Origin of the sequence: Bradyrhizobium sp. AUGA SZCCT0222 (assembly GCF_018130205.1) — a bacterium.
GTDB lineage: Bacteria > Pseudomonadota > Alphaproteobacteria > Rhizobiales > Xanthobacteraceae > Bradyrhizobium.
Genome location: NZ_JAFCLX010000012.1, coordinates 1 through 25,365, shown reverse-complemented (window position 1 = coordinate 25,365; position 25,365 = coordinate 1). Strand labels below are relative to the sequence as shown.

Sequence of the window (25,365 nt, the reverse complement as noted above, 5' to 3'; positions counted from 1 at the left end):
GGGACAATACTGCCCAATCCGGCGCTGTTGAAATCAATTTTTGTGTTCAGCGCAGGGTGATGTCCAGCCACCCGAGCGCATTGACGCTGACGCGGTCGCCGCTATCGACCAGCACCGTGGTGGTTTCCGCCTCAATGATGGCAGGACCGGTCAGGGAATGCCCGGGCTGCAGCGCATCGAGCGCATAGACCGGCACCTCGCGCCAGCCGCCAAAGAACGCCTGACGTTTGCCGCGTGGCGCGCAAGCGCCGGCGGACGCCGCCGGGCGCGTGTTCTGATCGTTTGGCGCGACGGCGCCGACCGCCGCGACCCGCGCGTTGACAAACACGACCTCCTGCCCGGGCGAGGCATAGGTATAGAGTTCCTCGTGCTTGCGATGAAAGCGCTGCTCGATCCGATCGACGAGGTCGGCCGCATTCCAGTCGAGACCGTCAAGCGAAACGTCGATCTCGAAAATCTGTTCGCCGTAACGCATTTCGGCGGAGCGTTCGATCGACAGCGGCCCGTTGAACCATGAGCGCAGCCGACCGGTAGCCGCCTGCTCCAGTTCGCCGAACAGCTCACGCACTTCGCCGGCTGAAATACGCGCCGCCTTGCCATAATGCGTGCGGCTCATCTCATAGCGCAGATCGCTGGTCAGCATGCCCCATGCCGACAGCACGGAGGCCACCGTCGGCACGATGATGCGTTTGATCTCCAGTTCACGCGCAACCTCGGCCGCATGCAAGCCCGCCGCGCCGCCGAAACTGAGCAGCGCGAATTTCCGGGGATCGACTCCGCGGCGCAACGTCATCAGGCGGATGCCGTCCGCCATGTTCAAATTGATCATGCGGTAAATACCCGCGGCGGCCTCGACGCGCGAGAGCTCCATGGATGCGGCGACACGATCGACCGCGGCTTCCGACGCCGCGCGGTCGAGCGGGCGCTGCCCGCCCATGAAGGCGGCGGCATCGAGATAACCGAGCACGACATTGGCGTCGGTGACAGCAGCGGCCTGCCCGCCATTGCCGTAACAGGCCGGGCCCGGAATCGAGCCGGCGCTTTCCGGACCGACCCGCAGCGTGCGGCTGCCATCGACGCTGGCGATCGAACCGCCGCCGGCGGCGATGCTCGCAATATCGAGGCTGCGCAACGCAATGCGCTGGCCCGCGAGCAAGCCGTCGGCGGAGAGTGAGGCCTGTCCGTCCGAAATGAGAGAGATGTCCGTGCTGGTTCCGCCCATGTCGAACGGCACGAGATCGGGAATGCCGAGCAGCTCAGCACAGCGCCGACCGCCTGACATCCCGCCCGCCGGCCCTGACAGCACCGTGCCCGCGGCGAGGCGTGAGGCTTCCTCGACCGGCGCCATGCCGCCATGCGACAGGATCACGAACAGGCTGCCCTTGAGGCCAGCCTCCTTCAGGCGCCGCTCGAGATTGGTGAGATAACGCCGCACGATCGGTTCGACATAGGCGTTCACGATCGTGGTCGAGACGCGCTCATATTCCTTGATCTGCGGCAGCACGTCGCTGGAACGCGACACGCTGACGTCAGGCAATTCCCTGGCCAGCCGTTCGACTGCGGCAAGTTCATGGACCGGGTTGAGATAGGAATGCAGGAAGCAGATCGCGACCGAGGTCGCGCCGGATTTCCGGATGCCAGCGATGGCCTCGTCAAGCGAGCGCTCATCCAGCGCAGTCAAAACCTCGCCATTCGCCTTGAGCCGTTCGCGAACGCCAAAACGCAGTTCGCGCGGTACCAAGGGCTCCGGCGGCGGCGAACGCAGATCGTAGCGGTCGGGCTTGAGGCCTTCGCGCATTTCGATCACGTCGCGATGGCCCTCGGTGGTCAAGAGCGCGACCTTGGCGCCCTTGCGCTCCAGCAACGCGTTGGTCGCAACCGTCGTCCCGTGCACCAGCCGATCGGTAGCAGCTAGCATCTGCGCACGCGTCGTGTTCAATCGCCGCGCCAGTTCTTCGAGGCCGGTCATGACGCCGATCGATTGGTCGGCGGGTGTGGATGGCGATTTTGCGAATATGGTTCGCCCGGATGCATCCGTGGCCACCAGGTCGGTATAGGTTCCGCCGACGTCAACTCCGATTGTGTACATCGTCAGCCACGTCGCTCCACGGAAACACTGGTCAATCCCTGCTCCGCATCGCGCCGCCGCGCTTCCGCTGAACGTTTCGACGGTGGCCCCCAGCCACCGCCGCCGGAGGAGCGTATCTCGAGGCAATCACCGGGATGGAGCTCGATGCCGACTTCCTTGGTGCGCAACACGCGCGGCTCGCGGCCTTCGGACAGCAGGCGGTAATGATGCGGCTCGCCGTCCTCGCCGCCGAGCATGCCGCTGGGACCATGGCGAGCGCCGTCGCCCGCGGTGTTGCCGCGTGACGGCTTTGCGGTCTCCAGCACCAGATCGAGGGCAACGCCGAGGCCGCCGCGGAACTGCCCGTCGCCGCCCGAGCCTTCGCGGAATTCGTGGCGGCGGAAGTGCAATGGAAAGCGCGCCTCGGCGACTTCGAGACTGCCGAATTTGAGTCCACCGACGCTGTGCCATTCCCCGATCGACGAGTAACCGTCGCCGCCGGACGAAGCACCGCCGCCCGGTCGAGCCTGAAACAAATGCCAGATAAACTGCTTTCCGGTACGCGGATCCTCGCCCTGAATCGCGATTCGGAATCTGCGGCTCCATCCGGCCATCGCGCGTTCCGGACAGGAGGCGGACATGGCCTTCACAATCGCTTCGACGATCTCGTTGGAGGGATGGCTGGTGCACAAGGTCACCGGCCGGCCCGGATCGGCCCAGACGATCGTCCCTTGTTTGGCGATCACCTTCAGCGGCCGCAGCGCACCGGTGTTCTTGGGGATGTCAGCGTCGATCAGATAGGCAAAGGCCATCGCGACCGCCGCCTGCATGTTGGCATGCGAGGAATTGACAAAACTGGTCGACTGCGGATCGGACTGCGTCAGGTCGACCTCGACATCGCTGCCCTTCTTGGTGACCTTGGCCGCGATCCTTATATCCGTGCGGCCATGGCCGTCATCGTCGAGAAACGCCTCGCCGTGAAAGACGCCGTCCTTCCAGGTCGAGACCACGGCGCGGGTCTGCGCTTCGGTTGCATCCAGAATCGCTTCGATCGCGGCTTCGACGACCGGTGCGCCGAATTCGCTGAACAGTTTTGCGACACGCCGCTCGCCGAGATGCGCCGCGCCCAGCATCGCAGCAAGGTCGCCGCGAAACTCGCGCGGGTTTCGCACATTCAGCGCCAGCATCTCGAGCAGATCCTCGCGCGGCCGCCCCGCCTCGGAAAGTCTGATCGGCGGAATGCGCAGGCCCTCCTGCCAGATTTCCGTTGCCCCGGGATTGTAGGCGCCGTGGGTGGCGCCGCCGATATCGCTTTGGTGGGCGCGGACGATGGTCCACAGCAGCCGCTTGTCGCCGTCGAACACCGGCACGAAGACGGTGAGATCAGGCAGATGGCTGCCGCCATAATAGGGATCGTTGAGCAGGAAGACGTCGCCCGGCTTGACGTCCTTGAACCGCTCCTCGACCGCGATCGTCGCCCATGGCAACGCGCCGACATGCACCGGCAGATGATCGGCCTGGGCGATCAGGCGGGCGCGCGTATCGCAAATCCCCAGCGAAAAGTCGCGGCTGGAATTGAGGATCTGCGAATAGGAGGTGCGAAGCATGGCTTCGCCCATCTCTTTTACGATCGAACTGAGTCGATGCTGGACGACGGACCGTGTGATGGGATCGATCTTGGCGGACATTCTTGCCTTGTTGTTCTTGCTTGCCTTGTTGTTCTTGAACCTAGAGCGAGGCCGACACTTCCGATATCGCGCCCGATACGGCATCGATGATCGCACGTATATCGGCATCCGTCATCGGGGTCGACAATGCCATCAATCCATTGCCCGCCGCCAGCACGCCACGATTGAGCAGCGCCTGGTTGAAAACCACCTGACGCCCGGCTTCCGCTTCGGTCGGATAGGCCGAGCGATAGTCGCGCACCGGACGATCGACGAGATGTATCTTCAGGAGCGAGCCGAGCCCGACGGTGCGGCCGGGAACGTTGTGGCGGCGGAACGCCGCGTCGATCCCTGATCGAACCGCCTCCCCCATTGCATCGAGCCGCGCGAACGCCGCCTCGTCCAGCAGCTCCATCGCCGCGATACCGGCGCGCATCGTCACCGGATTGGCAGAGAATGTGCCGCCATGCGGCAGCGCAGGCTTGCCCGGCCGGGGGTCGAACACGGCCATGAATTCCCTGTGGCCGCACACCGCGCCAACCGGAAACCCGCCGCCGATGATTTTTGCGAGCGTGGTCAGGTCGGGGTCGATATTGAACAGACCCTGCGCGCCGCGATAGCCGAGACGGAACGTAATCACTTCATCGAAAACGAGCAGCGCGCCGACCTCGCGCGTGACCTTGCGCAGCGCCTCCAGATAGGCCCGATCGGCCGGCGCCAGCCCGGCGCGATTGGGCATGGGATCGACAAGGACGCAAGCGAGTTCAGGGCCATGCTCACGGATCAGGCTGACCGCGGCCTCGGTGTCGTTGAACGGAATGGTCAGGACATCCGCGAGCACATTGTCCGGCGTGCCCTTGGCGTAGGCGACGGACACCGGCGCGTTGCGGCCCCAGGCTTCCGGCGTCGGATCGAGGCTGACCTCGGCATAATCGTAGGAGCCATGATAGGCGCCCTCGCATTTTGCAATTTTGGGGCGGCCGGTATGGGCGCGGGCGGCCTTCAGCGCCATCATGACAGCTTCAGTGCCTGAATTGCAGAACCTCACCTGGTCGACCGACGGCAATCGCGCGGCGAGCAGTTCGGCAAGGTCCACCTCGGATTCGGTCGGCATCCCGAACGCCGATCCCAGCGCAAGTTGCGCGGTCGCGGCCTTGATCAACACAGGGTGTGCATGGCCGTGAATCTGCGAGGTGAAATTGTTGATGCAATCGATAAACTCGTTGCCGTCGAGGTCCCACACCCGACATCCCTCGCCGCGCGCGGCGTAGATCGGATACGGTTTCATGAAGACGGTGGTGCGCGTATTGCCGCCGGGCAGGCTCGCCAGTGCGCGGTTGTACATTTTTTGCGATGAAGAATTTGAATCCGGATACATGCGATATTCCGCCAGCGCTTGAACTTCAGCCTGATCTTGTAGCCGCTTATGAAGAAAACCGGAAACGGCCTGCTAGGTATACAGCAAAAACAGCGTTGTCCCGATGATCAGCGCCGCGGCCATGAACAGCAGCACGGCAGGCAGTCCAAGGAACGCCGCGACCACGCCGGTTGCCGATTGCATCAGCGCCGCCCCCAGGAAGAACGCCAGATTGACCGCCGACAGCGCCTTGCCGGTGTTCTGCTCGTCGACGAGTTGCCGCGTCATGCCGAACACCAGCGGCTGGGCCGACATGGCAAAACCGATCAACACGAGCAGGACAATGTCATACTGAGCCGGCATCGCCGCTACGCCGAACAGGACCGAGACCGGAAAATGCGACGCGCCCGCCGCCATCAAGGCGAGCAGCAGCGCCGCCAGGAAATGCGAGGCCGCCAGCACTTCGCGGCGATGGCCAAATCTCCGGTCGAAAATACCGATCAGCGCCGGCCCGATGATCAGCGCCATCGTGAACAGTCCAAGTGCGTTGCCGGCGCCGATCCGGCTGAGCCCCTTGATCTCCATCAGCCACGGCCCGCCCCACAATCCCCGCAGCACCAGCACGGCCGCCAGCGAGACCAGCGCAATGGCAATCAGGCCGCGCAGCCGATACGACAGGCCGATGCGCAAGACACTGGCCATCTGCAAGAGCGGCGACGAGCGATCGGCATGCTCAGCCCGCTGGTTCGGCACCAGGGCATAAACGGCCAGTGCGACCACCACGCCGAAGGCAGCGGAAATCCAGAACCCTGCCCGCCATCCCCAGAGTTCGACGACAAAGGCGAGCGGGCTCGACGACAGCAGCATGCCGATATTTCCGATCGACAGGATCAGTCCGGACCACAGGCCGAACCGCCCCGGGGACAATTGCTTTGCGGCCAGCGTCATCGGACACATCAGCATGCCCGAGTTCGCAACCCCGAGCAGGAATTGTCCGAACAGAAAACTCTCCGGCCCCGTTGCCAGGCCCGATGCCAACGCGCCAACGATGGTACCAATCAAGAGACTGAGGGAAACCGGCCGGACGCCAAAACGGTCCATCGCGGCGCCGGCCGGTATCTGCGATGCGGCGAACGCGAAATGATAGATCGAGGTCAGGCTCGCCAGCACCTGCGGCGACGTTTTGAAATCCGCGGCCATCACGTCGAGGCTGACGGCCGGGATCGTGCGCAGCAGGGTCGACAGCATGTGACCGCAGGCCAGCGCCAGAAGCGCAAAAATCAATGCGCGGATGTTGACATCCGCGTCGTCGGCCTTGCCGCCGTCCATGTTCCGTTTCTTCCCGGCCTTGTTGCAGCCGGGCGTAACACCGATACGCCGGGAATGCCAACCTCCATTCCCGGCGGGCAGATCAGTGTTTGTGGAACACCAGCGTCCGCAGTTCGATGCTTTCGCGCGGGGGGGCATCAGCCGGCGTCGTCGGATCGATGAAGGCGGTGTGCGGGCCGAACCGCGTACGCCCGTCGGTGGCGGAATCGTAGCACTTGAGCAGCAGCGCCTCGTCCGCGGTCATCTCCGGAATGTAGTACCAGCGATGGTCGGGGTTGTACTTCACGGAATAGGTTTCGCCCTGCCGGTTCGGATAGATCAGGTCGGAGGCGACGAGATCGCCGGGCGCCACGGTGTGGCCATCCAGCATCGCGAGCGGCGCATCGCGCAGCGGTCCGCGGATCGGCCGCCACAGATTGATCACCTGGACCCGGCCCTTCAGGAGTTCGTCCGCCTCGTCAGGCAGATGTTCACGAACCCGGTTCGCCCCTGACAGTTCGGTCTGGTCGACATGGACCCGCGTGGCCGGCTGGCGCGGGCCGGCGCCCCGCACGTCGGCCGCACCCTCCACGCGCTTGCGAACGGTATGGTCGAATATCACGACGCGATCGGCTTTCAGCGTTGCGCGGAGAAAAGCTTCGGCGGCGGGATAGTAGACGTTCCGCACCTCCTTATCGTCGTAGAAATTCCGGACGCTGGTCGGGTGGCGGACCAGGGCAAAACCCTCGCGGTCCAGCGAAAGACTGCCGGCGATCAGGCGGGCGTCGAAGATAGGAACTTGATGGGGTTCGGGCAGCGCCGTCGATCTGGGCTCGCCCGGCGGCGGATCGAAGGCGTATGTACGCGGCTTTCCGGGGGTGGGCGCGAGGTAGTTGAGCTCGCCGGTGACGAAGGGAAGCGACTCGAGTTTTGCTTGTTGCAGGCCCATGGCATTCTCCTGGACTCTATTGTTGGTTCGATTTGATTTTGGCTGGCCCGCACTCTCCCGCAAGGCCGCGCTGCAAATAGCAAGATTGCCGTTCCCGCAGGTACGAAACGCGAAATATCCTTGTCGCGCGCACCGGCTCTCCCGGATGGATAATTCTGCGCTTCACGGGTTCGTCAGACCGCAAAACGCAAGCCTCGCCATGCCCGGGGAGAACTACCCTCCTGGCCCGTATGGCGTTACAGCACTGAGCGGTGGCAAAGACGCCGCATCCAGGGAGGAAAAAAATGGACGTCACCATGAAGGGCCGCGTTGCCGCCGTCACCGGCGGCAGCAAGGGTATCGGGCTCGCCGTCGCGCGGCGCTTTGCCGAGTCAGGCGCCAAGGTCGCGATCCTGGCGCGCGGCGCACAGGACTTGAAGGCCGCGCGCGAGGCACTCGCCAAGGAAGGCGTCGAGGTTCGCGACTATGTCTGCGACGTCTCGAAGGCGGCGGATATCGCCAAGGCCCATGACAGGATCGCCGCCGATCTCGGCCCGGTCGACGTCCTCGTCAACAATGCCGGCACCTCGCGCGCGATGGCGTTCGAGACCGTGACCGACGAAATGTGGCAGGACGACCTCGACCTGAAACTGTTCGCCGCGATCCGTTTCAGCCGGCTGGTCTGGCCGGGCATGAAGGCGCGCAAATGGGGCCGCATCATCAACGTACTGAACATCGGAGCCAAGGCGCCGGCTGCCGCGTCAACCCCGACCTCGGTCTCCCGGGCGGCCGGCATGGCGCTGACCAAGGCCATGGCGAACGAAGGCGGCCCGCACAACGTCCTGGTCAATGCGATGCTGGTCGGGCTGATCGTGAGCGATCAATGGGTCAAGCGGCACGCCCAGAAGGCGCCGGATACGGATTTCGACGCTTTCACCCGCGACCTCGCCAAGGGCGTCCCGCTCGGGCGGATGGGCACGGCGGAAGAATTCGCCAACCTCGCCTGCTTCCTCGCCTCGGAGCAGGGATCATACATCACCGGCACGGCCATCAATGTCGATGGCGGCCGGTCGCCGGTGGTCTAGCGGCACCCCGGCTCTGATAGGGTCAGAACCGGAATCCTGCTTTATTCTGGCGCGTTTCGCTTACACGAACCGCTGACCACTTCGCTCGAAAACGCTACGGCCCGAGCAAAAAAGGCCTCCGTCGCCGGAGGCCTTTTCGCTATCAGACCGCGTCCTTGGCGGCCTTGACCGGACGGGCGCGAACGATCTTGCGCGCCGGCTTGGCCTTGAACATCATTTCTTCGCCCGTGAAGGGGTTGGTGCCCTTGCGAGCCTTGGTCGCGGGCTTCTTGACCACGACGAACTTGGCGAAGCCGGGTACGAGGAACACCCCGTTCTTCTTCAGCTCCTTGTGGCCGACGTCAACGAGCGCGTCCATCACGCCCTTGACTTCCTTCTTCGAAACTTCGGTGGACGTCGCGATCTTCTCGATCAGCTGCGACTTAGACATTTGGGTAGCCATGGTTGCTCCATTTGATTCTGGAAGAGGCACGATATGGCGGAAATTGCCTAAAAAAACAGGCTTTTCGACATTCTGCACAACTATATCGCTATTTGACTTGCACTGATTCGCGGGAAATAGGCTAGTTTTTAAGGCTTTGGCGGTGCATTAAACCGGTTGAATGCGGCGAAATGCCTTGTCAGACAGCCTTTTTCGACGATCTCCGGCCACTCCCGCGCCTGATCGCCGTCATGGCGAGCGATGGTTTTGGTGCCGAATAAAACGGCGGCGATCGCGACGCTGATGCGCACGTCCGGATTTCCGGAAGGATTTTCCGAACCGGGCGGCGATTAGAAAATGACTCCAGTTCCCCTTCCATCGTAACATCGAGGAGAGCCCGCCGCCGGCTGAACGGCGCACCGCCTGATGTACCCTTCGGAGAGTTTCGCATGGATTTGACCCGCCTCGAGATCAATCGCCGCACCGCGCTGCTGACATCAGCCGCGATTGCCGCCAATGTCATCAATCCGATGCGGGCCTTCGCGCAGGAAACGCCGAAGAAGGGCGGCGTATTCAACGTCCATTACGGCGCCGAGCAGCGTCAGCTCAATCCGAGCATTCAGGCGTCCACCGGCGTCTACATCATCAGCGGCAAGATTCAGGAAAATCTGGTTGACCTCGACGCCAGCGGCAAACCCGTCGGCGTACTTGCCGAAAGCTGGGAAGCCTCGCCCGACGGCAAGACCGTCACCTTCAAGCTGCGCAAGGGCGTCACCTGGCACGACGGCAAGCCGTTCACTTCGGCCGACGTCGAATTCACCGCCATGAACATGTGGAAGAAGATCCTCAATTACGGCTCGACGCTGCAGCTGTTCCTCACCGCCGTCGAGACGCCGGATCCGCAAACCGCGATCTTCAAATACGAGCGGCCGATGCCGCTCAATTTGCTGCTGCGCGCGCTGCCCGACCTCGGCTACATCTCGGCGAAGCATCTTTATGAGAGCGGCGACATCCGCCCGAACCCGACCAATCTCGCGCCTGTCGGCACCGGCCCGTTCAAATTCGTCAAATACGAACGCGGCCAATACATCATCGCCGACCGCAATCCGGACTACTGGCGTCCCAACGCGCCCTATCTCGATCGCATCGTCTGGCGCGTGATCACCGATCGCGCCGCTGCGGCAGCGCAGATGGAAGCCGGCGAACTGCATTACAGCCCGTTCTCGGGCCTCACGATCTCGGACATGGCGCGGCTCGCCAAGGACAAGCGCTTCGTCGTTTCGACCAAGGGCAATGAAGGCAACGCCCGCACCAACACGCTCGAGTTCAACTTCCGCCGCAAGGAACTGTCCGACATCAAGGTCCGCCGCGCGATCGCGCACGCGATCAACGTGCCGTTCTTCATCGACAACTTCCTCGGCGACTTCGCCAAGCTCGGCACCGGCCCGATCCCCTCGACGTCGACGGATTTCTACCCCGGACCGAACACGCCGCAATATCCCTACGACAAGGCCAAGGCCGCGGCACTGCTCGACGAGGCCGGCTTCAAGGCAGGCGCTGGCGGCACGCGGTTTTCGCTAAAACTGCTGCCGGCGCCGTGGGGCGAGGACATCTCGCTGTGGTCGACCTTTATCCAGCAATCCCTGGGCGAGATCGGCATACCCGTCGAGATCGTGCGCAACGATGGCGGCGGCTTCCTCAAGCAGGTCTATGACGAGCACGCCTTCGATCTCGCGACCGGCTGGCATCAGTACCGCAACGACCCCGCGGTCTCGACCACGGTCTGGTATCGCTCCGGCCAGCCCAAGGGCGCGCCCTGGACCAACCAGTGGAACTGGACCGACGCGGCCGTCGACAAGACCATCGACGATGCGGCGACGGAAGTCGATCCCGCCAAGCGCAAGGCGCTCTACGCCCAGTTCGTCAAGGAAGTGAATACCGAGCTGCCGGTCTGGATGCCGATCGAGCAGATTTTCGTCACTGTGATCTCGGCCAAGGCGCGCAACCACTCCAACACCCCGCGCTGGGGCTCGTCGAGCTGGCACGATCTTTGGCTTTCCTCCTAGGCCGATATCCGCCAATTCTCCCTCTCCCCGCTCTTGCGGGGTGAGGGGCTCTCTCCTCAATCTCGATCTATCGATAGACCTGTACCCCCCTCACCCGGCGCTACGCGCCGACCTCTCCCCGCAAGCGGGGCGAGGTTGAAGTACCAACGCTCCGATTCAATTGCGCAAACCGGTGTCCACTTCGTTCGAAAACGCTATAGATACCTTATGCGCATCCTAGGCCTTGCGGGGCGACGGCTCGCCGCCTCGATCCCGACCCTGTTTTTGATCCTGATCGGCGTGTTTCTGCTGCTGCAGTTCGCGCCGGGCGACACCGTCGATGCGATGATGGCGCAGATGGGCGGCGGCGACGCCGCAACCGCGCGCGATCTGCGCAAATTTTACGGCCTCGACCTCTCGGTGCCGGCCCAGCTCGGCAACTACCTCTGGCGCCTGGTGCGGCTCGATCTCGGCTTCTCTTCGATCTATGGCAAGCCGGTGGCTTCGGTCATCCTGGAGCGGCTGCCGCCGACCATTCTGTTGATGACGGCGTCGCTGTCCTTTGCGTTCTTCTTCGGTCTGTTGTTCGGCGTGATCGCGGCGCGTGGTGTCAACCGCTGGCCGGATACGCTGATCTCAACGCTTGGTCTCGTATTCTACGCCACGCCCTCATTCTGGTTCGGGCTGATGGCGATCGTGGTGTTCTCGGTCTATCTGCAGTGGCTGCCGCCCGGAGGTTTTGAGAATATCGGCACGGTGCAAGTAGGCATCTGGCGCACGCTCGACATCGCCCGCCACCTCGTGCTGCCGACACTGACGCTCGGGCTGATCTTCCTGGCCATTTATTTGCGCATCATGCGCGCCTCGATGCTGGAGGTGCTCAACCTCGATTATGTCCGCACCGCCCGCGCCAAAGGCCTCGACGAGACCCGCGTGGTGACGCGACACGTGTTGCGCAACGCCCTCCTCCCGATGGTGACGCTGATCGGCCTGCAGGCCGGCACGATGCTGGGCGGGTCGGTGGTGGTCGAAAGCGTGTTCTCCTTGCCGGGGCTCGGACGGCTGGCCTACGAGTCGGTCGTGCAGCGCGACCTCAATACGCTGCTGGGAATCGTGTTCGTCTCCGCCCTCCTCGTCATCGTCGTCAACTTCGCCGTCGATCTCCTCTATGCCCGGCTTGACCCGCGCATCTCGGCGGAAGGGTAGAACGATGGATGCGGTCAAACGCTATTTCCGCAGTCCTGCCGCGGTCGCAGGCCTGGTGCTGCTGCTGATCGTGATCACAATGGCGGTCAGCGCGGGCTGGTTCTACCCGCGCGATCCGCTCGCACTGGCTGGCCGGCCCCTGATCTGGCCATTCTCTAATCCCCGATTCCTGCTCGGCACCGACAATTCCGGCCGCGATATCGCAGCACAGATCCTCTACGGCGCGCGGATTTCACTGCTGATCGGCGGCGTCGCCACGGCGATTGCGATTCTGATCGGCATCTTCGTCGGCGCGTTCGCCGGCTATTATGGCGGCTGGGTCGATACCGTGCTGATGCGGATCACCGAGGCCTTCCAGACCTTGCCGAACTTCGTGCTGCTGCTGGTTCTGGTCGCCGTGTTCGGGTCGACGCTGACCACAGTCACCATCGCGGTCGGCGTGGTGTCGTGGCCGGCGCCGGCGCGGCTCACCCGCGCCGAGTTCCTGTCGCTGCGCAACCGCGAATTCGTCCAGGCCGGCCGCACGCTTGGCATGAAGGACATTCAGCTGATCCTCGGCGAGATCCTGCCCAACGCACTGCCGCCGGTCATTGTCTACGCCAGCGTGGTGATGGCGGTCGCGATCCTGCTCGAAAGCGCGCTAGCGTTCCTGCGCCTGTCCGATCCCAACGTGGCGTCCTGGGGCAACCTGATCGGCCTCGGCCGCGATGTGCTGCGCGTGCAGTGGTATGTTTCGGCGATCCCCGGCATCGCGATCCTGGTCACGGTGCTCGCTGTGTCGCTGGTCGGCCAGGGCCTCAACGATGCGCTCAATCCGAGACTGAAGAGCCGATGAGCGAGCCGCCGAGCACCGTCCTCTCGATCGAGCACCTCGGCGTCCGCCTGCCGGCGGGCGCGGACCGGCGGCACGCATTGTCTGATGTGTCGCTGTCGATCGCATCGGATGAAATCCTCTGCGTGGTCGGTGAATCCGGTTCCGGCAAGTCGATGATGGCCAACGCCATCATGCGCCTGCTGCCCAACGACGTAACGATCGATGCCGGCCGGGTGATGTTCGAGGGCCGCGACCTCGCCTCCGCCACCGTCGCCGAAATGCGCCAGGTGCGCGGCGCCGGCATTGCGATGATCTTCCAGGAGCCGATGACCGCGCTCAATCCACTGCGCACCATCGGCGATCAGATCGCCGAGATGTTTTCGATCCACACCGAACTGTCCAAGACCGAAATCGCCGCCAGGGTTTTGGCCCTGCTCGCCGACGTGCGGATTCCTGATCCCAAGGTCGCGGCGAAGGCCTATCCGCACGAATTGTCGGGCGGCCAACGGCAGCGCGCGATGATCGCGATGGCGCTTGCGCTCGACCCAAGGCTCCTGATCGCGGATGAACCGACCACCGCGCTCGATGTCACGACGCAGGCCCAGATCCTGAAGCTGATCCGCGACCTGCAGCAACGACGCAAGGCTGCGGTGCTGTTCATCACCCATGATTTCGGCGTCGTCGCCGAAATCGCCGACCGCGTCGTGGTGATGCAGCACGGCGCGATCGTTGAACAGGGCCCGGCCAATACGGTGCTGAACGATCCCAGGCATGCCTACACCCAGCAACTCATCGCCGCCGTGCCGCCACTGAAGGCGCCGCCGCCGCGCTCGCTCTCGACCGAGAACATTTTGACGATATCGGATGTTTCCAAGACCTACCGCACCGGCGGTTTCCTCGGCCGCGGCGCGCGCGTGACGCCCGCGGTCAAGGACGTATCGCTCTCCCTGCCCAGAGGAGCGACGCTCGGCATCGTCGGCGAGTCCGGATCAGGCAAATCGACGCTGGCGCGCTGCATCGTTCGGCTGATTGATCCGGACAAGGGAGCGATCCTGCTCGAGGGCAATGACTGGGCGAAGATGTCGCGTGAGAACGTCCGCCGCGAGACCCGTCACATCCAGATGGTGTTCCAGGACCCGTTCGCCTCGCTCAATCCGCGCCGCAAGGCGGCCGAACTGGTGGCGCAGGGACCGATCGTGCACGGCACGCCGCGCGCCAAGGCAATCGCGGATGCGCGGGAATTGTTTGCGCTGGTCGGGCTCGATCCTTCCGCCGGCGACCGGTTTCCGCATGAATTTTCCGGCGGCCAGCGGCAACGCATTGGTCTTGCACGTGCGCTCGCGCTCAAGCCGGCCGTGCTGGTCGCGGACGAACCGGTCTCCGCGCTCGATGTTTCGGTGCAGGCGCAGGTGCTGAAGTTGCTCGCCGAATTGCGACAGCGGCTCGGCCTCTCCATCGTCTTCATCACGCATGATCTGCGGGTTGCCGCGCAAATCTGCGATCTCGTCGCCGTGATGAAGGATGGCGCCGTGGTGGAGCAAGGCCTCGCGGGCGAAGTGTTCGGCAACCCGCAGCATCCCTATACGCAAGCGTTGCTGGCTTCGATCCCCGGCGGCGACTTCACGCGCAGGCGCGACGCCCTGATCGTCAGCTAGAACGTTCGCTGCTCAGCGGTCACTGCGGCCGGCGCGAGGCGAGAAAATACTCCGCCCATCGCAGCAACTCGAAACGATCGCCCTTCATCAATTCCTGCGCGTCGCGCTGCCGGTAGAGCACCAGCATCCAGGGGGCGATTTTGCGCAGCAATCCGTGCATCACGAACGGCACCGGTTCCGTGAACGGCAACGCCAGTTCGCTTTCCGGCACGCCGCGGACCGCCTTTGACAATTCGTTGCCAAGCGGGATCGTCAGCGCGACCGCGCGGCCGTTGCAGCCGGTCCAGCCATAGGCGTTCGGGCCCAACCGATGGATGCGCGGCAAGAAGTCCGCCGTCATCCCGACATAGCCGTTCCAGACATAATCGAACGAGACCTCGCCGATCTGTGGCCACAGCCGCTGCAGCCGCTCCGTCACAACAGCCTTGATCCGTTCGACCTTGTTGCCGGGGCCGAGCACGGCGCCGCCGGTAATCAGGCGATTTCGCGCGTCATAGCGCGCGAAATACAATTCGCCGTGGGTATCGGAGAGCGCTTGCCGGCCGGGGATGATCGTCTTGCGGACATTGTCCGACAGCGGTTGCGTCGACATCTGCCAGGACAGCACCGGCATCACCTCGTGTGCCATGTCGGGCACAAGCGATTTCGAGAATTCACCGCTATAGGCGTTGCTCGCAACCACCAGCGCACGGCCGCTGATCTCGCCCTTTTCGGTCTTTACCACCCAGCGATCGCCGCGACGCTCGAAACTGATTGCCGGCGAACGGGCGTAGATACGCGCGCCAAGGGCCAGCACCGCGTGTGCAAGCCCGCGCGCCAGCGCCAACGGATTGATGTGGCCGCCGGTCTTGTTCCAGAAGCCGCCGTACCAAGCGTCCGACCCGGTCATGTCGCGCGCCTGCTCGCGCGACAGCAGTTCAACCGGCGCGCCGAACTTCGACCATTGCCGCACACGCCTTTCCGCAATCTTGATGCGGCCCGGTGAATGCACCGGCTGCACCCATCCGGCCTGCTCCTGCTCGGCCTCGATCTTGTAACGCCGCGCCACCTCGAACAGCGTCGACGCGCTGTCGCGCAGCATGCCGACGAAGCGCTCGCCGACCGCACCGTGTTTGGCCATGATGTCTTCCGGATCGGGCCGCGACAGCGTCGGAATTACCTGGCCGTTGTTACGACCCGACGCGCCCCATCCCGGCTCCGCGGCTTCCACGATCGCGACATCGACCCCGGCCTCGCGCAGATGCAACGCCGTCGATAACCCCGTGAAGCCCGCGCCGATCACGATCACATCGGCCTGCTGCACGCCGACCAGTTCCGGAAGCTCAGGCCCTGATGGCGTCGCCGCTGCCCACAGCGAAGGTGGCCAGCGGACTTCGGCGCTATTCATCGTGATCCTTTCTTGCGGGCGGCAGATCGAATCGTTAGCTTAGTACGCATCATCAGCCCGGGGAAATAGCAGAGTGGCACTCAAGAACGTCGTCGGAATAGATCACGCCGTGGTCATGGTGAAGGACCTCGACAAATCAGCTGAAAATTACAGGCGGCTCGGCTTCACGGTGTCGCCGCGCGGCACCCACAGCGCGCATATGGGATCGGGCAATTACACCATCATGTTCGACCCTGACTATATGGAATTGCTCGGTGTCTTGACGCCGACAGAACATAATGCTCCGGCGCGCGCGTTTCTCGAAAAGCGCGGCGAGGGCATCGAGCGCATCGCTTTTACCGCGGTGGATTCCGCCGACGGCGCCGAAGAAATCCGCGCGCGCGGCTATCCGCCGGTTGGACCGACCGATTTCGAACGGCCGGTGACGATGCCGGACGGCACCGTCTCGGCGGCAAAATTCCGGACGTTCCAATGGCCGACCGCGGAAGCGCCGGGCGGCGTGCGCATCTTCGCCTGCCAGCACAAGACGCGCGAGACGGTGTGGATTCCCGAACTGATGAAGCATGCCAATGGCGCCAAGCGCCTGCGGCAGGTGCTGATCGTTTCGCCGGAGCCCGCCAACGACGCCGCGCATATGTCGCGGATGATCGATCGCGAAGCGAGAACCGAGCAGGACGGCGCCATCGCAGTACCCTCGGGCTCCGATCGCGCCGACTTCGTGTTCCTGACCAGGGATCAACTGAGCAAGCGCTACCCCGAGGTATCGCTGACCGGTCTGCCCGAGCGTGGCGGCGCGGGACTGGTGATTGAGGCCGACGTCACCGCAGCCGAGAAGGCGCTCGGCGCCACCGGGGTTCGGAGCGGTGGCGGCGTGATCGTGCCACCCGCCGCTGGCAACGGCACCCTGCTCGCCTTCGTCAAGGCGTAGCCAACCGCGCTTGTCGCTGTATCAGGGGACAGCCGGATCATGGCGAAGGGCAAGGGCGAACCGGACGGCGACACGGCAACGACCCGCCGTGGCCGCCCCCGTTCCGCCGAGACGACCAACGCCATTCTGCAGAGCGCCTACACCCTGATGGCAACCACGGGCCTTGCCGCCACCAGCATCGATGCGGTGGCGCGGGATTCGAATGTCTCGAAGATGACCATCTACAAATGGTGGCCGTCGCGCGAGGCGCTGCTGATCGATGCGTTCCTGAACCATGCTTCCTTGATGCTGCCGCTGCCGAGTACCGGCACGCCGGCAGACCGCCTGAGAAGCCACGCCGCCGCCTATGCGAAGGCGCTGCAGGGTGAGTTCGGCAAGGTGCAGCTCGCGGTGATCTCCGAATGCATTTCGAACACCGGGTCGGCGGAAATCTTCTACGAGCGCTATCTGCAATACCGAAGGACAGCCCTGGTCGAACTGATTGCGGCCGGCCAGCAGGACGGCAGCATCGGAGCGGCGGGCGCGCCGGAAGACCTGTATGACGCAATCTATGGCAGCCTGTTCTATCGCTACATCTTCGGCATCAAACCGATCTCGCCGGCGCAAGCCCGCAACCTCGTCGACACGCTGCTGATCATCAAGAGCCGCTGACGCTCGGGGCGTGCTTACGCCGCTCGCGGCGGAACCAGGCCCACGTCTCGCGCGTCACGGCCAGATAGCCCTGCCCCCGGAACGCAATCCGGTCGTCGACCATCCGGTTCAATTTCGGCAGCGCATGGAAGGGTATCGACGGGTAGGCGTGATGCTCGACGTGATAGGGCATGTTCCATGCGAACCACTTCATCACGGTGCCGGTATAGGTGGTGCGGGTGTTGTCGAAGGCGCTGCGCGTTCGTTCGCATCCGGTGTGTTCCGCATAGAGGTAGGGCCGCAGGATCAACTGGCCGATCAGCAGCGGAACGATCCAGACCCAGAGCAGGATAGCGGTAAGCAGCGCGAGCGAGATGAGCAGCAGCAGCGCATAGCCCGCGAGATAGAGGCGCGCTTCCCGCACGATGATGTGGCGCTTGTTCTCGGGAATCCAGGGCAGCGCGACCTTGCCGGTCAGGGCGTGACGCAGCATCAGCGCCTCACGGCCGGCGATCTGGACAAGACCGCTATAGGCGATCGCGAGTTGCGTGTCCGAGGCTGGCTTGGGGCCGACGATCAATTCCGGATCCTTGTCGGGATCCTGCGTGTAGCGATGATGGTCCCAGTGAAACAGGCAATAATATTCGTAGCGATGCGCGATCATGAAGGCCGACAGATGGCCCACGACAAGATTCAGCGCGCGGCTTCGGAACGCGGTCTTATGGGCGGTCTCGTGCATCGGCATGAACAGGAAGGCCACCAGATAGGCCTGCACGACGATCAGCGGCAATGCCCAAGCCAATCCATAATTCGACGAGACCAGCCATATCAGGGTCCCGACGATGGCAATTGCGCCGTAATGGCTGACGGTGCGCACGGCGCCTCGAACATCCGATCGTTCCGAGAGTTCGCGGAGCATCGCGGGACTGAGCGGCTTCTCCCGGAGTTTTGGTTCAACTGACGTCACGATGTTCATGGTTGCAAACGCCTCATTGGATGGGTTCTGTTTTTCAACGTTTCAGGAACGCCGATATCTCGGCGTTGATGAATGCGCGATCCGCGGGATAGTTGATCGGATTACCGGCGCGGTGACCATGGATCGACGGAATCGGGTGAAGTTCGGCGGACTTCGCATTGACGAGCTTGCCGATCTCGTCCTCATTGTCGCGCACGTCGAAGTAACGGTCAGTCTGCCCCGGCATCAACAGCACATGCGCCCTGATCGCTGCGAGCGCGCGGTCAATGTCGCCGCCAAATTCCGGGCACTGGCTGATGTCGCCACGCTGCCAGATGCCGATCTGCGCGAGCAGATCGCTGGCGTCGCGCCGTGCGAAGGCTTCATCCCAGGAACGCGTCAGATAGTCTTCCAGCGACGTGAATCCTCCCTCGCGCCAGACCTCATCCCTGTAGAAGGCATGCGACATCGCCCAGCCCGCATAGATGCGCCCCATGGCGCGAAGGCCGGCGGTTGGTTTGGCGATGAAGCGGCCGCCCCTGAAATTGGGGTCTGTGGTCAGCGCCGCCTTCACGCCCTCGAGGAACACGTGATTATAGGGCGAGCACCGCGCGCTGCCGCAGACGATGGCGGCGCGCTCCACCATGTCGGGATGGCAGGCCGCCCAATGGTAGGCCTGCATGCCGCCCATCGACCAGCCATAGACCAGCGCGATCTTCGAGATGCCGAATTGCTCCACCAGCAACCGGCGCTGAACCGCGACCGCGTCGTGATAGCTGATCGCCGGAAACGGGGTGATCCCGGAATTCGACGGCGAGGAAGACAGGCCGTTGCCGAACAGATTCGGGATGATGATGAAGTAGCGCTCGGGATCCAGGATACCGCCTGGCTGGATCAGCCATTCGGTGTCGAAGTGCTGCGCGCTGAACGACGTCGGATAGACAATCACATTGTCCTTCCGCGCATTCATGCTGCCATAGGTCTTGTAGGCGAGACGCATGGAAGGGAACACGACGTCAGACTGAAGCGGGACGTCGCCCGCCTCGAAGACCTGATAGTCGCCGCTGGTCGTCATGTGCCCGGCTCCGGTGCCTCGACATTAACTGTACTAATAGTACATTATATAGATACGATTGCAAGCCCGCGGTGCGAAGGCGTTGGCCATCGCGGGTAACGCGCGTGCCATTGCAGGAACACGGTTTGACGGCGCGGCCGCAAGCAACGAATTGCTTCGATGGCACGCAAGCGGCTGATCCGCCGCCTCGGCTCCTCGTCCCTTCCACCATAATACCGCACGAAGGGGGCTAGGCAGGCCACGCACGGACGTTAGTATCGCCGCAAAACAAGCCGACCCAGGGAGAGAAAAACAATGAAGAATCATCTGATCTCGCGCCGTTCCGTTCTGGCCGGCACCGCCGCCGCAGGCGCGCTGAGCCTGACCGGCTTCCCGGCCCGCGCGGCCGAACCACAGTGGAAAAAGTACGCCGGCACCAAGCTTGAGGTGATCCTCGCCAAGGGTCCGCGCGGCGACAATTTTCAAAAGAACATCAAGGAATTTACCGAACTCACCGGCATCCAGGTCGAATCGGAGCAGATCCCCGAGCAGCAGCAGCGCCAGAAGGCCGTGATCGAACTCGCTTCGGGCAAGCCGAGCTTCGACGTGGTTCATGTCAGCTACCACGTGCAGAAGCGCCAGTTCGAGAAGGCCGGCTGGCTCGCCGACATCTCGGGTTACATGAAGGACCCGAACCTCACCGCGCCCGACCTGGTCGAAAGCGATTTCTCCGCCGGAGGCCTGCAATACGCCAAGAACGACAAGGGGCAGATGCACTCCCTGCCGTGGTCGGTCGACTATTTCATCCTCTATTACAACAAGGAGCTGTTCCAGAAGAAGGGCGTCGCGGTGCCGAAGACCTTCGACGAGATGGTCGCGGCCGCCGAAAAGCTCACCGACGCCAAGGAAGGCACCTTCGGCTTCGTCGGGCGCGGCCTGCGCAACGCCAACATGACGCTGTGGACCAACTTCTTCCTCAACGCCGGCGGCGAATTCCTCGATGCCAAGGGCGGCATCCTGACCGACGGCCCGGAGGCGATCGAAGCCACCAAGCTGTACCAGACGCTGCTGACCAAGGTCGCGCCTCCCGGCGTCGCCGGCTTCAACTGGATGGAGTCGATGGCCTCGTTCACGCAGGGCCGCTCGGCGATGTGGATCGACGGCGTCGGCTGGGCGCCGCCGCTGGAAGACCCGGCCGCCTCGCGCATCGTCGGCAAGGTCGGCTACACCGTCGTGCCCAAGGGGTCCAAGGGACAATATTCGGCAACCTATGGCGACGGCATCGGCATCGCGGCCGCCAGCAAAAACAAGGAAGCGGCCTATCTCTTGTGCCAATGGGCGGTCTCGAAGAAGCAAGGCGCGCGATTGCTGCAGGCCGGCGGCGGCGTGCCGTTCCGCAACTCCATCCTCAACGACCCCGAGATCCAGAGCGGGGTCAAGATGCCGAAGGAATGGCTGCAGTCGGTGATCGATTCCGCCAAGATCAGCAAGCTCGGCCTGCCCGTGATCATTCCGGTCGCCGAATTCCGCGATCTCGTCGGCGCGGCCCTCACCTCGACTCTCTCTGGTGCTGATCCCGCGACGGAGTTGAAGAAGGCTCATGAGCAGTTCCGCCCGATCCTGGAGCGCAGTGAAAAAGCGTGAAGGCAATAGCAGAAGTCACTCCGGCCGCGGCTGATCCCGCGCCGGGGCAGGAATGGCGGCCGCCGACCTACTGGCCGTTCGTGGTGCCGGCGCTGGTCGTCGTGCTCGCCGTGATCGTGTTCCCATGGGTGTTCACGATCTGGATGAGCCTCAACGAGTGGAAGGTCGGCTCGCCGACCACCTTTGTCGGCTTCGCCAATTATGTTCGAATGCCGAACGATCCACGCTTCGTCGAAGCGGTCGGACACACGCTGCTTTACACCGCCTTGTCGGTGCTGCTGCCGCTGATCCTCGGCACCTTTGCGGCCGTGGTGTTTCACGCCAAATTTCCCGGCCGCGGTTTTCTGCGCGGGGTCTTCATCATGCCGATGATGGCGACACCGGTGGCGATCGCGCTGGTCTGGACCATGATGTTCCACCCGCAGCTCGGCATCCTGAACTATCTGCTGTCGCTGGTCGGCCTGCCGCCGCAATTGTGGGTGTTCCATCCCGGCACCGTGATCCCCTCGCTGGTGCTGGTCGAAACCTGGCAATGGACTCCCCTGGTGATGCTGATCGTGCTCGGTGGCCTCGCCGCGATCCCGACCGAGCCCTATGAGAGCGCGCAGATCGACGGCGCCAGCGTCTGGCAGGTGTTCCGCTACATCACGCTGCCGCTGATCACACCGTTCCTGTTCATCGCCGGCATGATCCGCATGATCGATGCGGTCAAGAGCTTCGACATCATCTTCGCCATCACCCAAGGCGGCCCCGGCTCGGCGTCGGAGACCATCAACCTCTATCTCTACAGCGTCGCCTTCATCTATTACGACCTCGGCTATGGATCGGCGATCGCGGTGATCTTCTTCCTGCTCATCGTGGCCATGGCGGCGCTGATGCTGCATCTGCGCCAGCGCACGATGTGGACCGAGATCGGGAGCGGCGCATGAGCCTCCGTCAGATCCTCGGCAAGATCGGGTTGTGGTTTGCGATCTTCGTGGTCGCGTCACCCGCGATCCTGTTCTTTCTCTGGATGGCCTCGCTGTCGGTCAAGTTCGAGGTCGACAACGCCGCCTACCCGCCGGTGTTTTTCCCCGAGCGCTTTGCCTGGAAGAATTATGCCGACGTGCTCGCCTCCAACCGCTTCCTGACCTATTTCATCAACAGCCTCGTGGTAACCGGCACCGCGACCGGGCTCGCGATGCTGGTCGGCGTCCCCGCCGGCTATGGCATCGCGCGGATGGCGGCGCATAAATCCGCGATCGTGATCCTGATCGCCCGCATCACGCCGGGATTGTCTTATCTCATCCCGCTGTTCCTGCTGTTCCAGTGGCTCGGACTGCTCGGCACGCTGGTGCCGCAGATCATCATCCATCTCGTGGTCACGGTGCCGATCGTGATCTGGATCATGATCGGCTATTTCGAGACCACGCCGCTGGAGCTCGAGGAAGCCGCCCTGATCGACGGCGCCACGCGCTGGCAGGTGTTCCTTCACGTGGCGCTGCCGATCGCGCGTCCGGGGCTTGCAGTTGCCTTCATTCTCGCGGTGATCTTCTCCTGGAATAATTTCGTGTTCGGCATCGTGCTGGCGGGACGAGAGACGCGGACGCTACCAGTCGCCGTCTACAACATGATTTCGTTCGACCAGTTGAGCTGGGGTCCACTCGCGGCCGCCGCGCTCATCGTGACCTTCCCCGTTCTGTTGCTCACGGTCTTGGCGCAGCGGCAGATCGTCGCCGGACTGACCGCAGGCGCTGTCAAAGGCGGTTAGCCGCAATCTCCGGTGCAAGCGCCTCCAATACTGCGGCTGAGTTGGTGACCCAGCCGAAGATGCCGCCCTGGGCCTTGATCATCTTCAGGCCCATCTCGTGGAATTCGGGAAAATAGGATGCGCAGCCGTCGGCCAGCACCACGCAGCGATAGCCGCGGTCGTTGGCCTCGCGCACCGTGGTGTTGACGCAAACTTCTGTCGTGACGCCGCACACCAGCAGATTCTCGATGCCGTATTTCTCCAGGATGTCGCCGAGTTCGGTGGCGTAAAACGCGCCCTTGCCGGGCTTGTCGATCACGATCTCGCTGTCGAGCGGATAGAGTTCGGGAATGATGTCGTGGCCGGCCTCGCCGCGGATCAGGATCCGCCCCATCGGTCCGGGATCGCCGATCCGCAATGACGGCGCGCCGCGTTCGACCTTGGCGGGCGGCGCGTCGGACAGATCGGGCAGATGTCCCTCGCGGGTGTGGATGACCAGCATGCCGGTTTCGCGCGCCGCTGACAGCACCGAAGCGATCGGCTTCACCGCGCGCGCCAGCTGCGACACGTCGTTGCCCAGCGTCTCGCCGAAGCCGCCGGGCTCCATGAAGTCGCGCTGCATGTCGATGATCAGAAGCGCGGTCGCCGCCCACTCAAGCGCGATGGGCTCCGGCTCGGCGGCGACCTTGCCGATGGATGGCCCCTTTGAGTTCGTCATGATGCAAGCGCCCGACCGAGAGTAATTTCCGGTGAGATTAAGCAAGGCGCATGCCATTGTACAATTCTTGCGCAAGCCGGCAATGAGTTGGCACGCTTGTTGCTAAATATCGCGGTATCGCAACGTCGAAACGCCGGCGGTCTGCCGCAGCGCCACAAATTCGGGAGGAACACATGAACGGACTTGGAGGCCTCAACAAATCGCCGGAAGGCGTCGTCATCGGGCTGGTTCAGCTGCAATTGCCTGTTGTCGTGACCAGGGCGGACCTCGCGCGGCAGACCGAGCGCATCGTCTACATGGTCGGCAAGGCGCGGCGCAATCTCGGCACCATGGATCTCGTCGTATTTCCCGAATATTCGCTGCACGGCCTGTCGATGGATACCAACCCCGAGATCATGTGCCGGCTCGATGGACCGGAGGTCGCCGCCTTCAAGCAGGCCTGCATCGACAACAGGATCTGGGGCTGCTTCTCGATCATGGAGTTCAACCCGAACGGCAATCCCTACAATTCCGGCCTGATCATCGATAACAACGGCGAGATCAAGCTCTACTACCAGAAATTCCATCCCTGGATTCCGGTCGAGCCGTGGGAGCCCGGCGATATCGGCATTCCCGTGATCGAGGGACCGAAAGGCGCCAAGCTCGCGTTGATCATCTGCCATGACGGCATGTTCCCGGAGATGGCGCGCGAATGCGCCTACAAGGGCGCGGAGATCATGATCCGCACCGCCGGCTACACCGCGCCGATCCGCGAGAGCTGGCGCTTTACCAACCAGGCCAATTCGTTCCAGAATTTGATGGTGACCGCCAACGTCTGCATGTGCGGCTCCGACGGCTCGTTCGACTCCATGGGCGAAGGCATGATCGTGAATTTCGACGGCAGCATCATCGCCCACGGCACCACCGGCCGCGCCGACGAGATCATCACCGCCGAAGTCCGCCCTGACCTCGTGCGCGAGGCGCGGATTCACTGGGGCGTCGAGAACAACATCTACCAGCTCTGGCACCGCGGCTATGTCGCGGTGAAGGGCGGCGCGATGGATTGCCCGTATACGTTCATGCAGGACATGGTGGCGGGCACGTTCCGGCTGCCATGGGAGGATCAGGTCAAGGTCACGGACGGCACATCGTGCGGTTTTCCGGCGCCGACAAGGATGTTCGGGAAAACGGCGAAGGCGGCGGAGTGATTGCTCACGCCGTCGTCCCGGCGAACGCCGGGACCCATAACCCCGGTCATCTGTTGTTGGAAAAAGCCGTCGACTATCGTGCGCAACAACAACCGCCGCGGCGTATGGGTCCCGGCTCGAGGCCGGGACGACGGCGTTTCTTGTTGCTGCACCGGGCACAGAACACACCTTCGCGATCTCGCGGCCTGATACGCCCGAGCTTTGCCAGAAACTTCCCGCCCTCCTCAAACAGAGGGCGCAGGGAAGACCGGGTGCGCGCTGCACCCGCGGTCTCGTGTGCGGTTTGCACTAAGTAGGCTGCACACGAGCATACAGGGCAGCGGAGAACACCCGGCCTTCCCTGCGCAATGGCTTTACGGCTTATGCCGTGATCTCCCCGGAGACGAGTTCTTGGTTGACTCCGTCGCTGCCGTTCCCGCTTACGCTTCTCCGGCAACTTGACGCCTGCAACGGGCGCCAGGACCACACGGTTTTGCCGTACGCTTATCCACGCCGTCGTCGAGGCGTAAACCAGCGTCCACCGCAACCCGTCCAACGTCCGTGACGACGGCCGACGCCCTTCTGAGTAGGACGGGATGG

At 63.4% G+C, this 25,365-nt stretch carries 22 protein-coding genes; 11 read left to right on the top strand and 11 right to left on the bottom strand.

The window, feature by feature from the left end; translation table 11 throughout:
- Positions 1-46: 46 nt before the first annotated feature.
- From JQ629_RS12975 to JQ629_RS12955, 5 genes are all read right to left on the bottom strand, one after another.
- A complete protein-coding gene (locus JQ629_RS12975) occupies positions 47-2,089 on the bottom strand; it encodes a hydantoinase/oxoprolinase family protein (protein ID WP_212413008.1) in 2,043 nt (680 codons plus the stop codon).
- A 2-nt stretch (positions 2,090-2,091) separates the two neighbouring features.
- On the bottom strand, positions 2,092-3,756 hold the full coding sequence (locus tag JQ629_RS12970; RefSeq protein ID WP_212413007.1) for a hydantoinase B/oxoprolinase family protein: 1,665 nt from the start codon (positions 3,754-3,756) through the stop codon (positions 2,092-2,094).
- Between the two features lie 40 nt (positions 3,757-3,796).
- Entirely contained in the window at positions 3,797-5,113 is a 1,317-nt protein-coding gene (locus JQ629_RS12965) for an aspartate aminotransferase family protein (protein ID WP_212413006.1), read from the bottom strand.
- Between the two features lie 72 nt (positions 5,114-5,185).
- Positions 5,186-6,421, bottom strand: coding sequence for an MFS transporter (locus JQ629_RS12960; protein WP_212413005.1), 1,236 nt, complete (start codon positions 6,419-6,421; stop codon positions 5,186-5,188).
- Between the two features lie 82 nt (positions 6,422-6,503).
- A complete protein-coding gene (locus tag JQ629_RS12955) occupies positions 6,504-7,349 on the bottom strand; it encodes a CmcJ/NvfI family oxidoreductase (RefSeq protein ID WP_212413004.1) in 846 nt (281 codons plus the stop codon).
- Positions 7,350-7,633: 284 nt separating this feature from the next.
- Between JQ629_RS12955 and JQ629_RS12950 the strand changes: the two genes are divergently transcribed.
- Positions 7,634-8,413, top strand: a complete 780-nt coding sequence (locus JQ629_RS12950; RefSeq protein WP_212265137.1) for an SDR family oxidoreductase — start codon at positions 7,634-7,636, stop codon at positions 8,411-8,413.
- Between the two features lie 142 nt (positions 8,414-8,555).
- Here the strand turns inward: JQ629_RS12950 and JQ629_RS12945 are convergent, their stop codons facing one another.
- Positions 8,556-8,855, bottom strand: coding sequence for an HU family DNA-binding protein (locus tag JQ629_RS12945; protein WP_192734913.1), 300 nt, complete (start codon positions 8,853-8,855; stop codon positions 8,556-8,558).
- Between the two features lie 128 nt (positions 8,856-8,983).
- Positions 8,984-9,145: a hypothetical protein gene (locus JQ629_RS12940; RefSeq protein ID WP_212413003.1), complete on the bottom strand. Its 162-nt coding sequence runs from the start codon at positions 9,143-9,145 to the stop codon at positions 8,984-8,986.
- A 138-nt stretch (positions 9,146-9,283) separates the two neighbouring features.
- Between JQ629_RS12940 and JQ629_RS12935 the strand changes: the two genes are divergently transcribed.
- The 4 genes from JQ629_RS12935 to JQ629_RS12920 all read left to right on the top strand — a co-directional run bounded on the left by JQ629_RS12935 (position 9,284) and on the right by JQ629_RS12920 (position 14,554).
- A complete protein-coding gene (locus tag JQ629_RS12935; protein ID WP_212413002.1) occupies positions 9,284-10,900 on the top strand; it encodes an ABC transporter substrate-binding protein in 1,617 nt (538 codons plus the stop codon).
- A gap of 207 nt (positions 10,901-11,107) precedes the next feature.
- Positions 11,108-12,085, top strand: a complete 978-nt coding sequence (locus JQ629_RS12930; protein ID WP_212413001.1) for an ABC transporter permease — start codon at positions 11,108-11,110, stop codon at positions 12,083-12,085.
- 4 nt (positions 12,086-12,089) lie between these two features.
- Positions 12,090-12,920: an ABC transporter permease gene (locus JQ629_RS12925; RefSeq protein ID WP_212413000.1), complete on the top strand. Its 831-nt coding sequence runs from the start codon at positions 12,090-12,092 to the stop codon at positions 12,918-12,920.
- Entirely contained in the window at positions 12,917-14,554 is a 1,638-nt protein-coding gene (locus tag JQ629_RS12920; protein ID WP_212412999.1) for an ABC transporter ATP-binding protein, read from the top strand. The genes JQ629_RS12925 and JQ629_RS12920 overlap by 4 nt, the downstream gene beginning before the upstream one ends.
- 19 nt (positions 14,555-14,573) lie before the next feature.
- Here JQ629_RS12920 and JQ629_RS12915 read toward each other — a convergent pair whose 3' ends face one another.
- The gene (locus tag JQ629_RS12915; RefSeq protein WP_212412998.1) at positions 14,574-15,941 is read right to left on the bottom strand and encodes an NAD(P)/FAD-dependent oxidoreductase; all 1,368 of its coding nucleotides are present in this window, start codon (positions 15,939-15,941) and stop codon (positions 14,574-14,576) included.
- A gap of 73 nt (positions 15,942-16,014) precedes the next feature.
- On the opposite strand from JQ629_RS12915, the gene JQ629_RS12910 reads away from it, so the two are divergent.
- Both JQ629_RS12910 and JQ629_RS12905 read left to right on the top strand, forming a co-directional pair.
- Positions 16,015-16,869: a VOC family protein gene (locus JQ629_RS12910; protein WP_212412997.1), complete on the top strand. Its 855-nt coding sequence runs from the start codon at positions 16,015-16,017 to the stop codon at positions 16,867-16,869.
- A 39-nt stretch (positions 16,870-16,908) separates the two neighbouring features.
- The gene (locus JQ629_RS12905; RefSeq protein WP_212412996.1) at positions 16,909-17,520 is read left to right on the top strand and encodes a TetR/AcrR family transcriptional regulator; all 612 of its coding nucleotides are present in this window, start codon (positions 16,909-16,911) and stop codon (positions 17,518-17,520) included.
- On the opposite strand, the gene JQ629_RS12900 is transcribed toward JQ629_RS12905, so the two are convergent.
- On the bottom strand, positions 17,507-18,475 hold the full coding sequence (locus JQ629_RS12900; protein WP_212412995.1) for a fatty acid desaturase: 969 nt from the start codon (positions 18,473-18,475) through the stop codon (positions 17,507-17,509). The genes JQ629_RS12905 and JQ629_RS12900 overlap by 14 nt on opposite strands.
- A gap of 34 nt (positions 18,476-18,509) precedes the next feature.
- The gene (locus JQ629_RS12895; RefSeq protein WP_212412994.1) at positions 18,510-19,529 is read right to left on the bottom strand and encodes an alpha/beta fold hydrolase; all 1,020 of its coding nucleotides are present in this window, start codon (positions 19,527-19,529) and stop codon (positions 18,510-18,512) included.
- 294 nt (positions 19,530-19,823) lie between these two features.
- On the opposite strand from JQ629_RS12895, the gene JQ629_RS12890 reads away from it, so the two are divergent.
- Genes JQ629_RS12890 through JQ629_RS12880 form a run of 3 tightly spaced genes read left to right on the top strand, consistent with a single transcriptional unit; the run spans position 19,824 to position 22,902 of the window.
- Entirely contained in the window at positions 19,824-21,152 is a 1,329-nt protein-coding gene (locus JQ629_RS12890) for an ABC transporter substrate-binding protein (RefSeq protein ID WP_212389040.1), read from the top strand.
- Positions 21,153-21,157: 5 nt separating this feature from the next.
- The gene (locus tag JQ629_RS12885) at positions 21,158-22,081 is read left to right on the top strand and encodes a carbohydrate ABC transporter permease (RefSeq protein WP_502752891.1); all 924 of its coding nucleotides are present in this window, start codon (positions 21,158-21,160) and stop codon (positions 22,079-22,081) included.
- Entirely contained in the window at positions 22,078-22,902 is an 825-nt protein-coding gene (locus JQ629_RS12880; protein ID WP_212412993.1) for a carbohydrate ABC transporter permease, read from the top strand. Before JQ629_RS12885 ends, JQ629_RS12880 begins: the two co-directional genes overlap by 4 nt.
- On the opposite strand, the gene JQ629_RS12875 is transcribed toward JQ629_RS12880, so the two are convergent.
- Positions 22,889-23,599 carry a cysteine hydrolase family protein gene (locus JQ629_RS12875; protein ID WP_212412992.1) on the bottom strand — a complete coding sequence of 237 codons (711 nt, stop codon included), beginning with the start codon at positions 23,597-23,599 and terminating at the stop codon, positions 22,889-22,891. The two genes, JQ629_RS12880 and JQ629_RS12875, sit on opposite strands and share 14 nt — an antisense overlap.
- 173 nt (positions 23,600-23,772) lie before the next feature.
- Between JQ629_RS12875 and JQ629_RS12870 the strand changes: the two genes are divergently transcribed.
- Entirely contained in the window at positions 23,773-24,786 is a 1,014-nt protein-coding gene (locus JQ629_RS12870) for a formamidase (protein ID WP_212412991.1), read from the top strand.
- Positions 24,787-25,365: the final 579 nt, after the last annotated feature.

Coding starts and splice junctions, on each gene's coding strand:
- JQ629_RS12925 (WP_212413000.1), top strand. CDS start 12,090: ATGGATGCGGTCAAACGCTATTTCCGCAGTCCTGCCGCGGTCGCAGGC.
- JQ629_RS12890 (WP_212389040.1), top strand. CDS start 19,824: ATGAAGAATCATCTGATCTCGCGCCGTTCCGTTCTGGCCGGCACCGCC.
- JQ629_RS12900 (WP_212412995.1), bottom strand. CDS start 18,475: ATGAACATCGTGACGTCAGTTGAACCAAAACTCCGGGAGAAGCCGCTC.
- JQ629_RS12960 (WP_212413005.1), bottom strand. CDS start 6,421: ATGGACGGCGGCAAGGCCGACGACGCGGATGTCAACATCCGCGCATTG.
- JQ629_RS12935 (WP_212413002.1), top strand. CDS start 9,284: ATGGATTTGACCCGCCTCGAGATCAATCGCCGCACCGCGCTGCTGACA.
- JQ629_RS12875 (WP_212412992.1), bottom strand. CDS start 23,599: ATGACGAACTCAAAGGGGCCATCCATCGGCAAGGTCGCCGCCGAGCCG.
- JQ629_RS12920 (WP_212412999.1), top strand. CDS start 12,917: ATGAGCGAGCCGCCGAGCACCGTCCTCTCGATCGAGCACCTCGGCGTC.
- JQ629_RS12870 (WP_212412991.1), top strand. CDS start 23,773: ATGAACGGACTTGGAGGCCTCAACAAATCGCCGGAAGGCGTCGTCATC.
- JQ629_RS12880 (WP_212412993.1), top strand. CDS start 22,078: ATGAGCCTCCGTCAGATCCTCGGCAAGATCGGGTTGTGGTTTGCGATC.
- JQ629_RS12955 (WP_212413004.1), bottom strand. CDS start 7,349: ATGGGCCTGCAACAAGCAAAACTCGAGTCGCTTCCCTTCGTCACCGGC.
- JQ629_RS12965 (WP_212413006.1), bottom strand. CDS start 5,113: ATGTATCCGGATTCAAATTCTTCATCGCAAAAAATGTACAACCGCGCA.
- JQ629_RS12895 (WP_212412994.1), bottom strand. CDS start 19,529: ATGACGACCAGCGGCGACTATCAGGTCTTCGAGGCGGGCGACGTCCCG.
- JQ629_RS12905 (WP_212412996.1), top strand. CDS start 16,909: ATGGCGAAGGGCAAGGGCGAACCGGACGGCGACACGGCAACGACCCGC.
- JQ629_RS12970 (WP_212413007.1), bottom strand. CDS start 3,756: ATGTCCGCCAAGATCGATCCCATCACACGGTCCGTCGTCCAGCATCGA.
- JQ629_RS12945 (WP_192734913.1), bottom strand. CDS start 8,855: ATGGCTACCCAAATGTCTAAGTCGCAGCTGATCGAGAAGATCGCGACG.
- JQ629_RS12975 (WP_212413008.1), bottom strand. CDS start 2,089: ATGTACACAATCGGAGTTGACGTCGGCGGAACCTATACCGACCTGGTG.
- JQ629_RS12950 (WP_212265137.1), top strand. CDS start 7,634: ATGGACGTCACCATGAAGGGCCGCGTTGCCGCCGTCACCGGCGGCAGC.
- JQ629_RS12930 (WP_212413001.1), top strand. CDS start 11,108: ATGCGCATCCTAGGCCTTGCGGGGCGACGGCTCGCCGCCTCGATCCCG.
- JQ629_RS12915 (WP_212412998.1), bottom strand. CDS start 15,941: ATGAATAGCGCCGAAGTCCGCTGGCCACCTTCGCTGTGGGCAGCGGCG.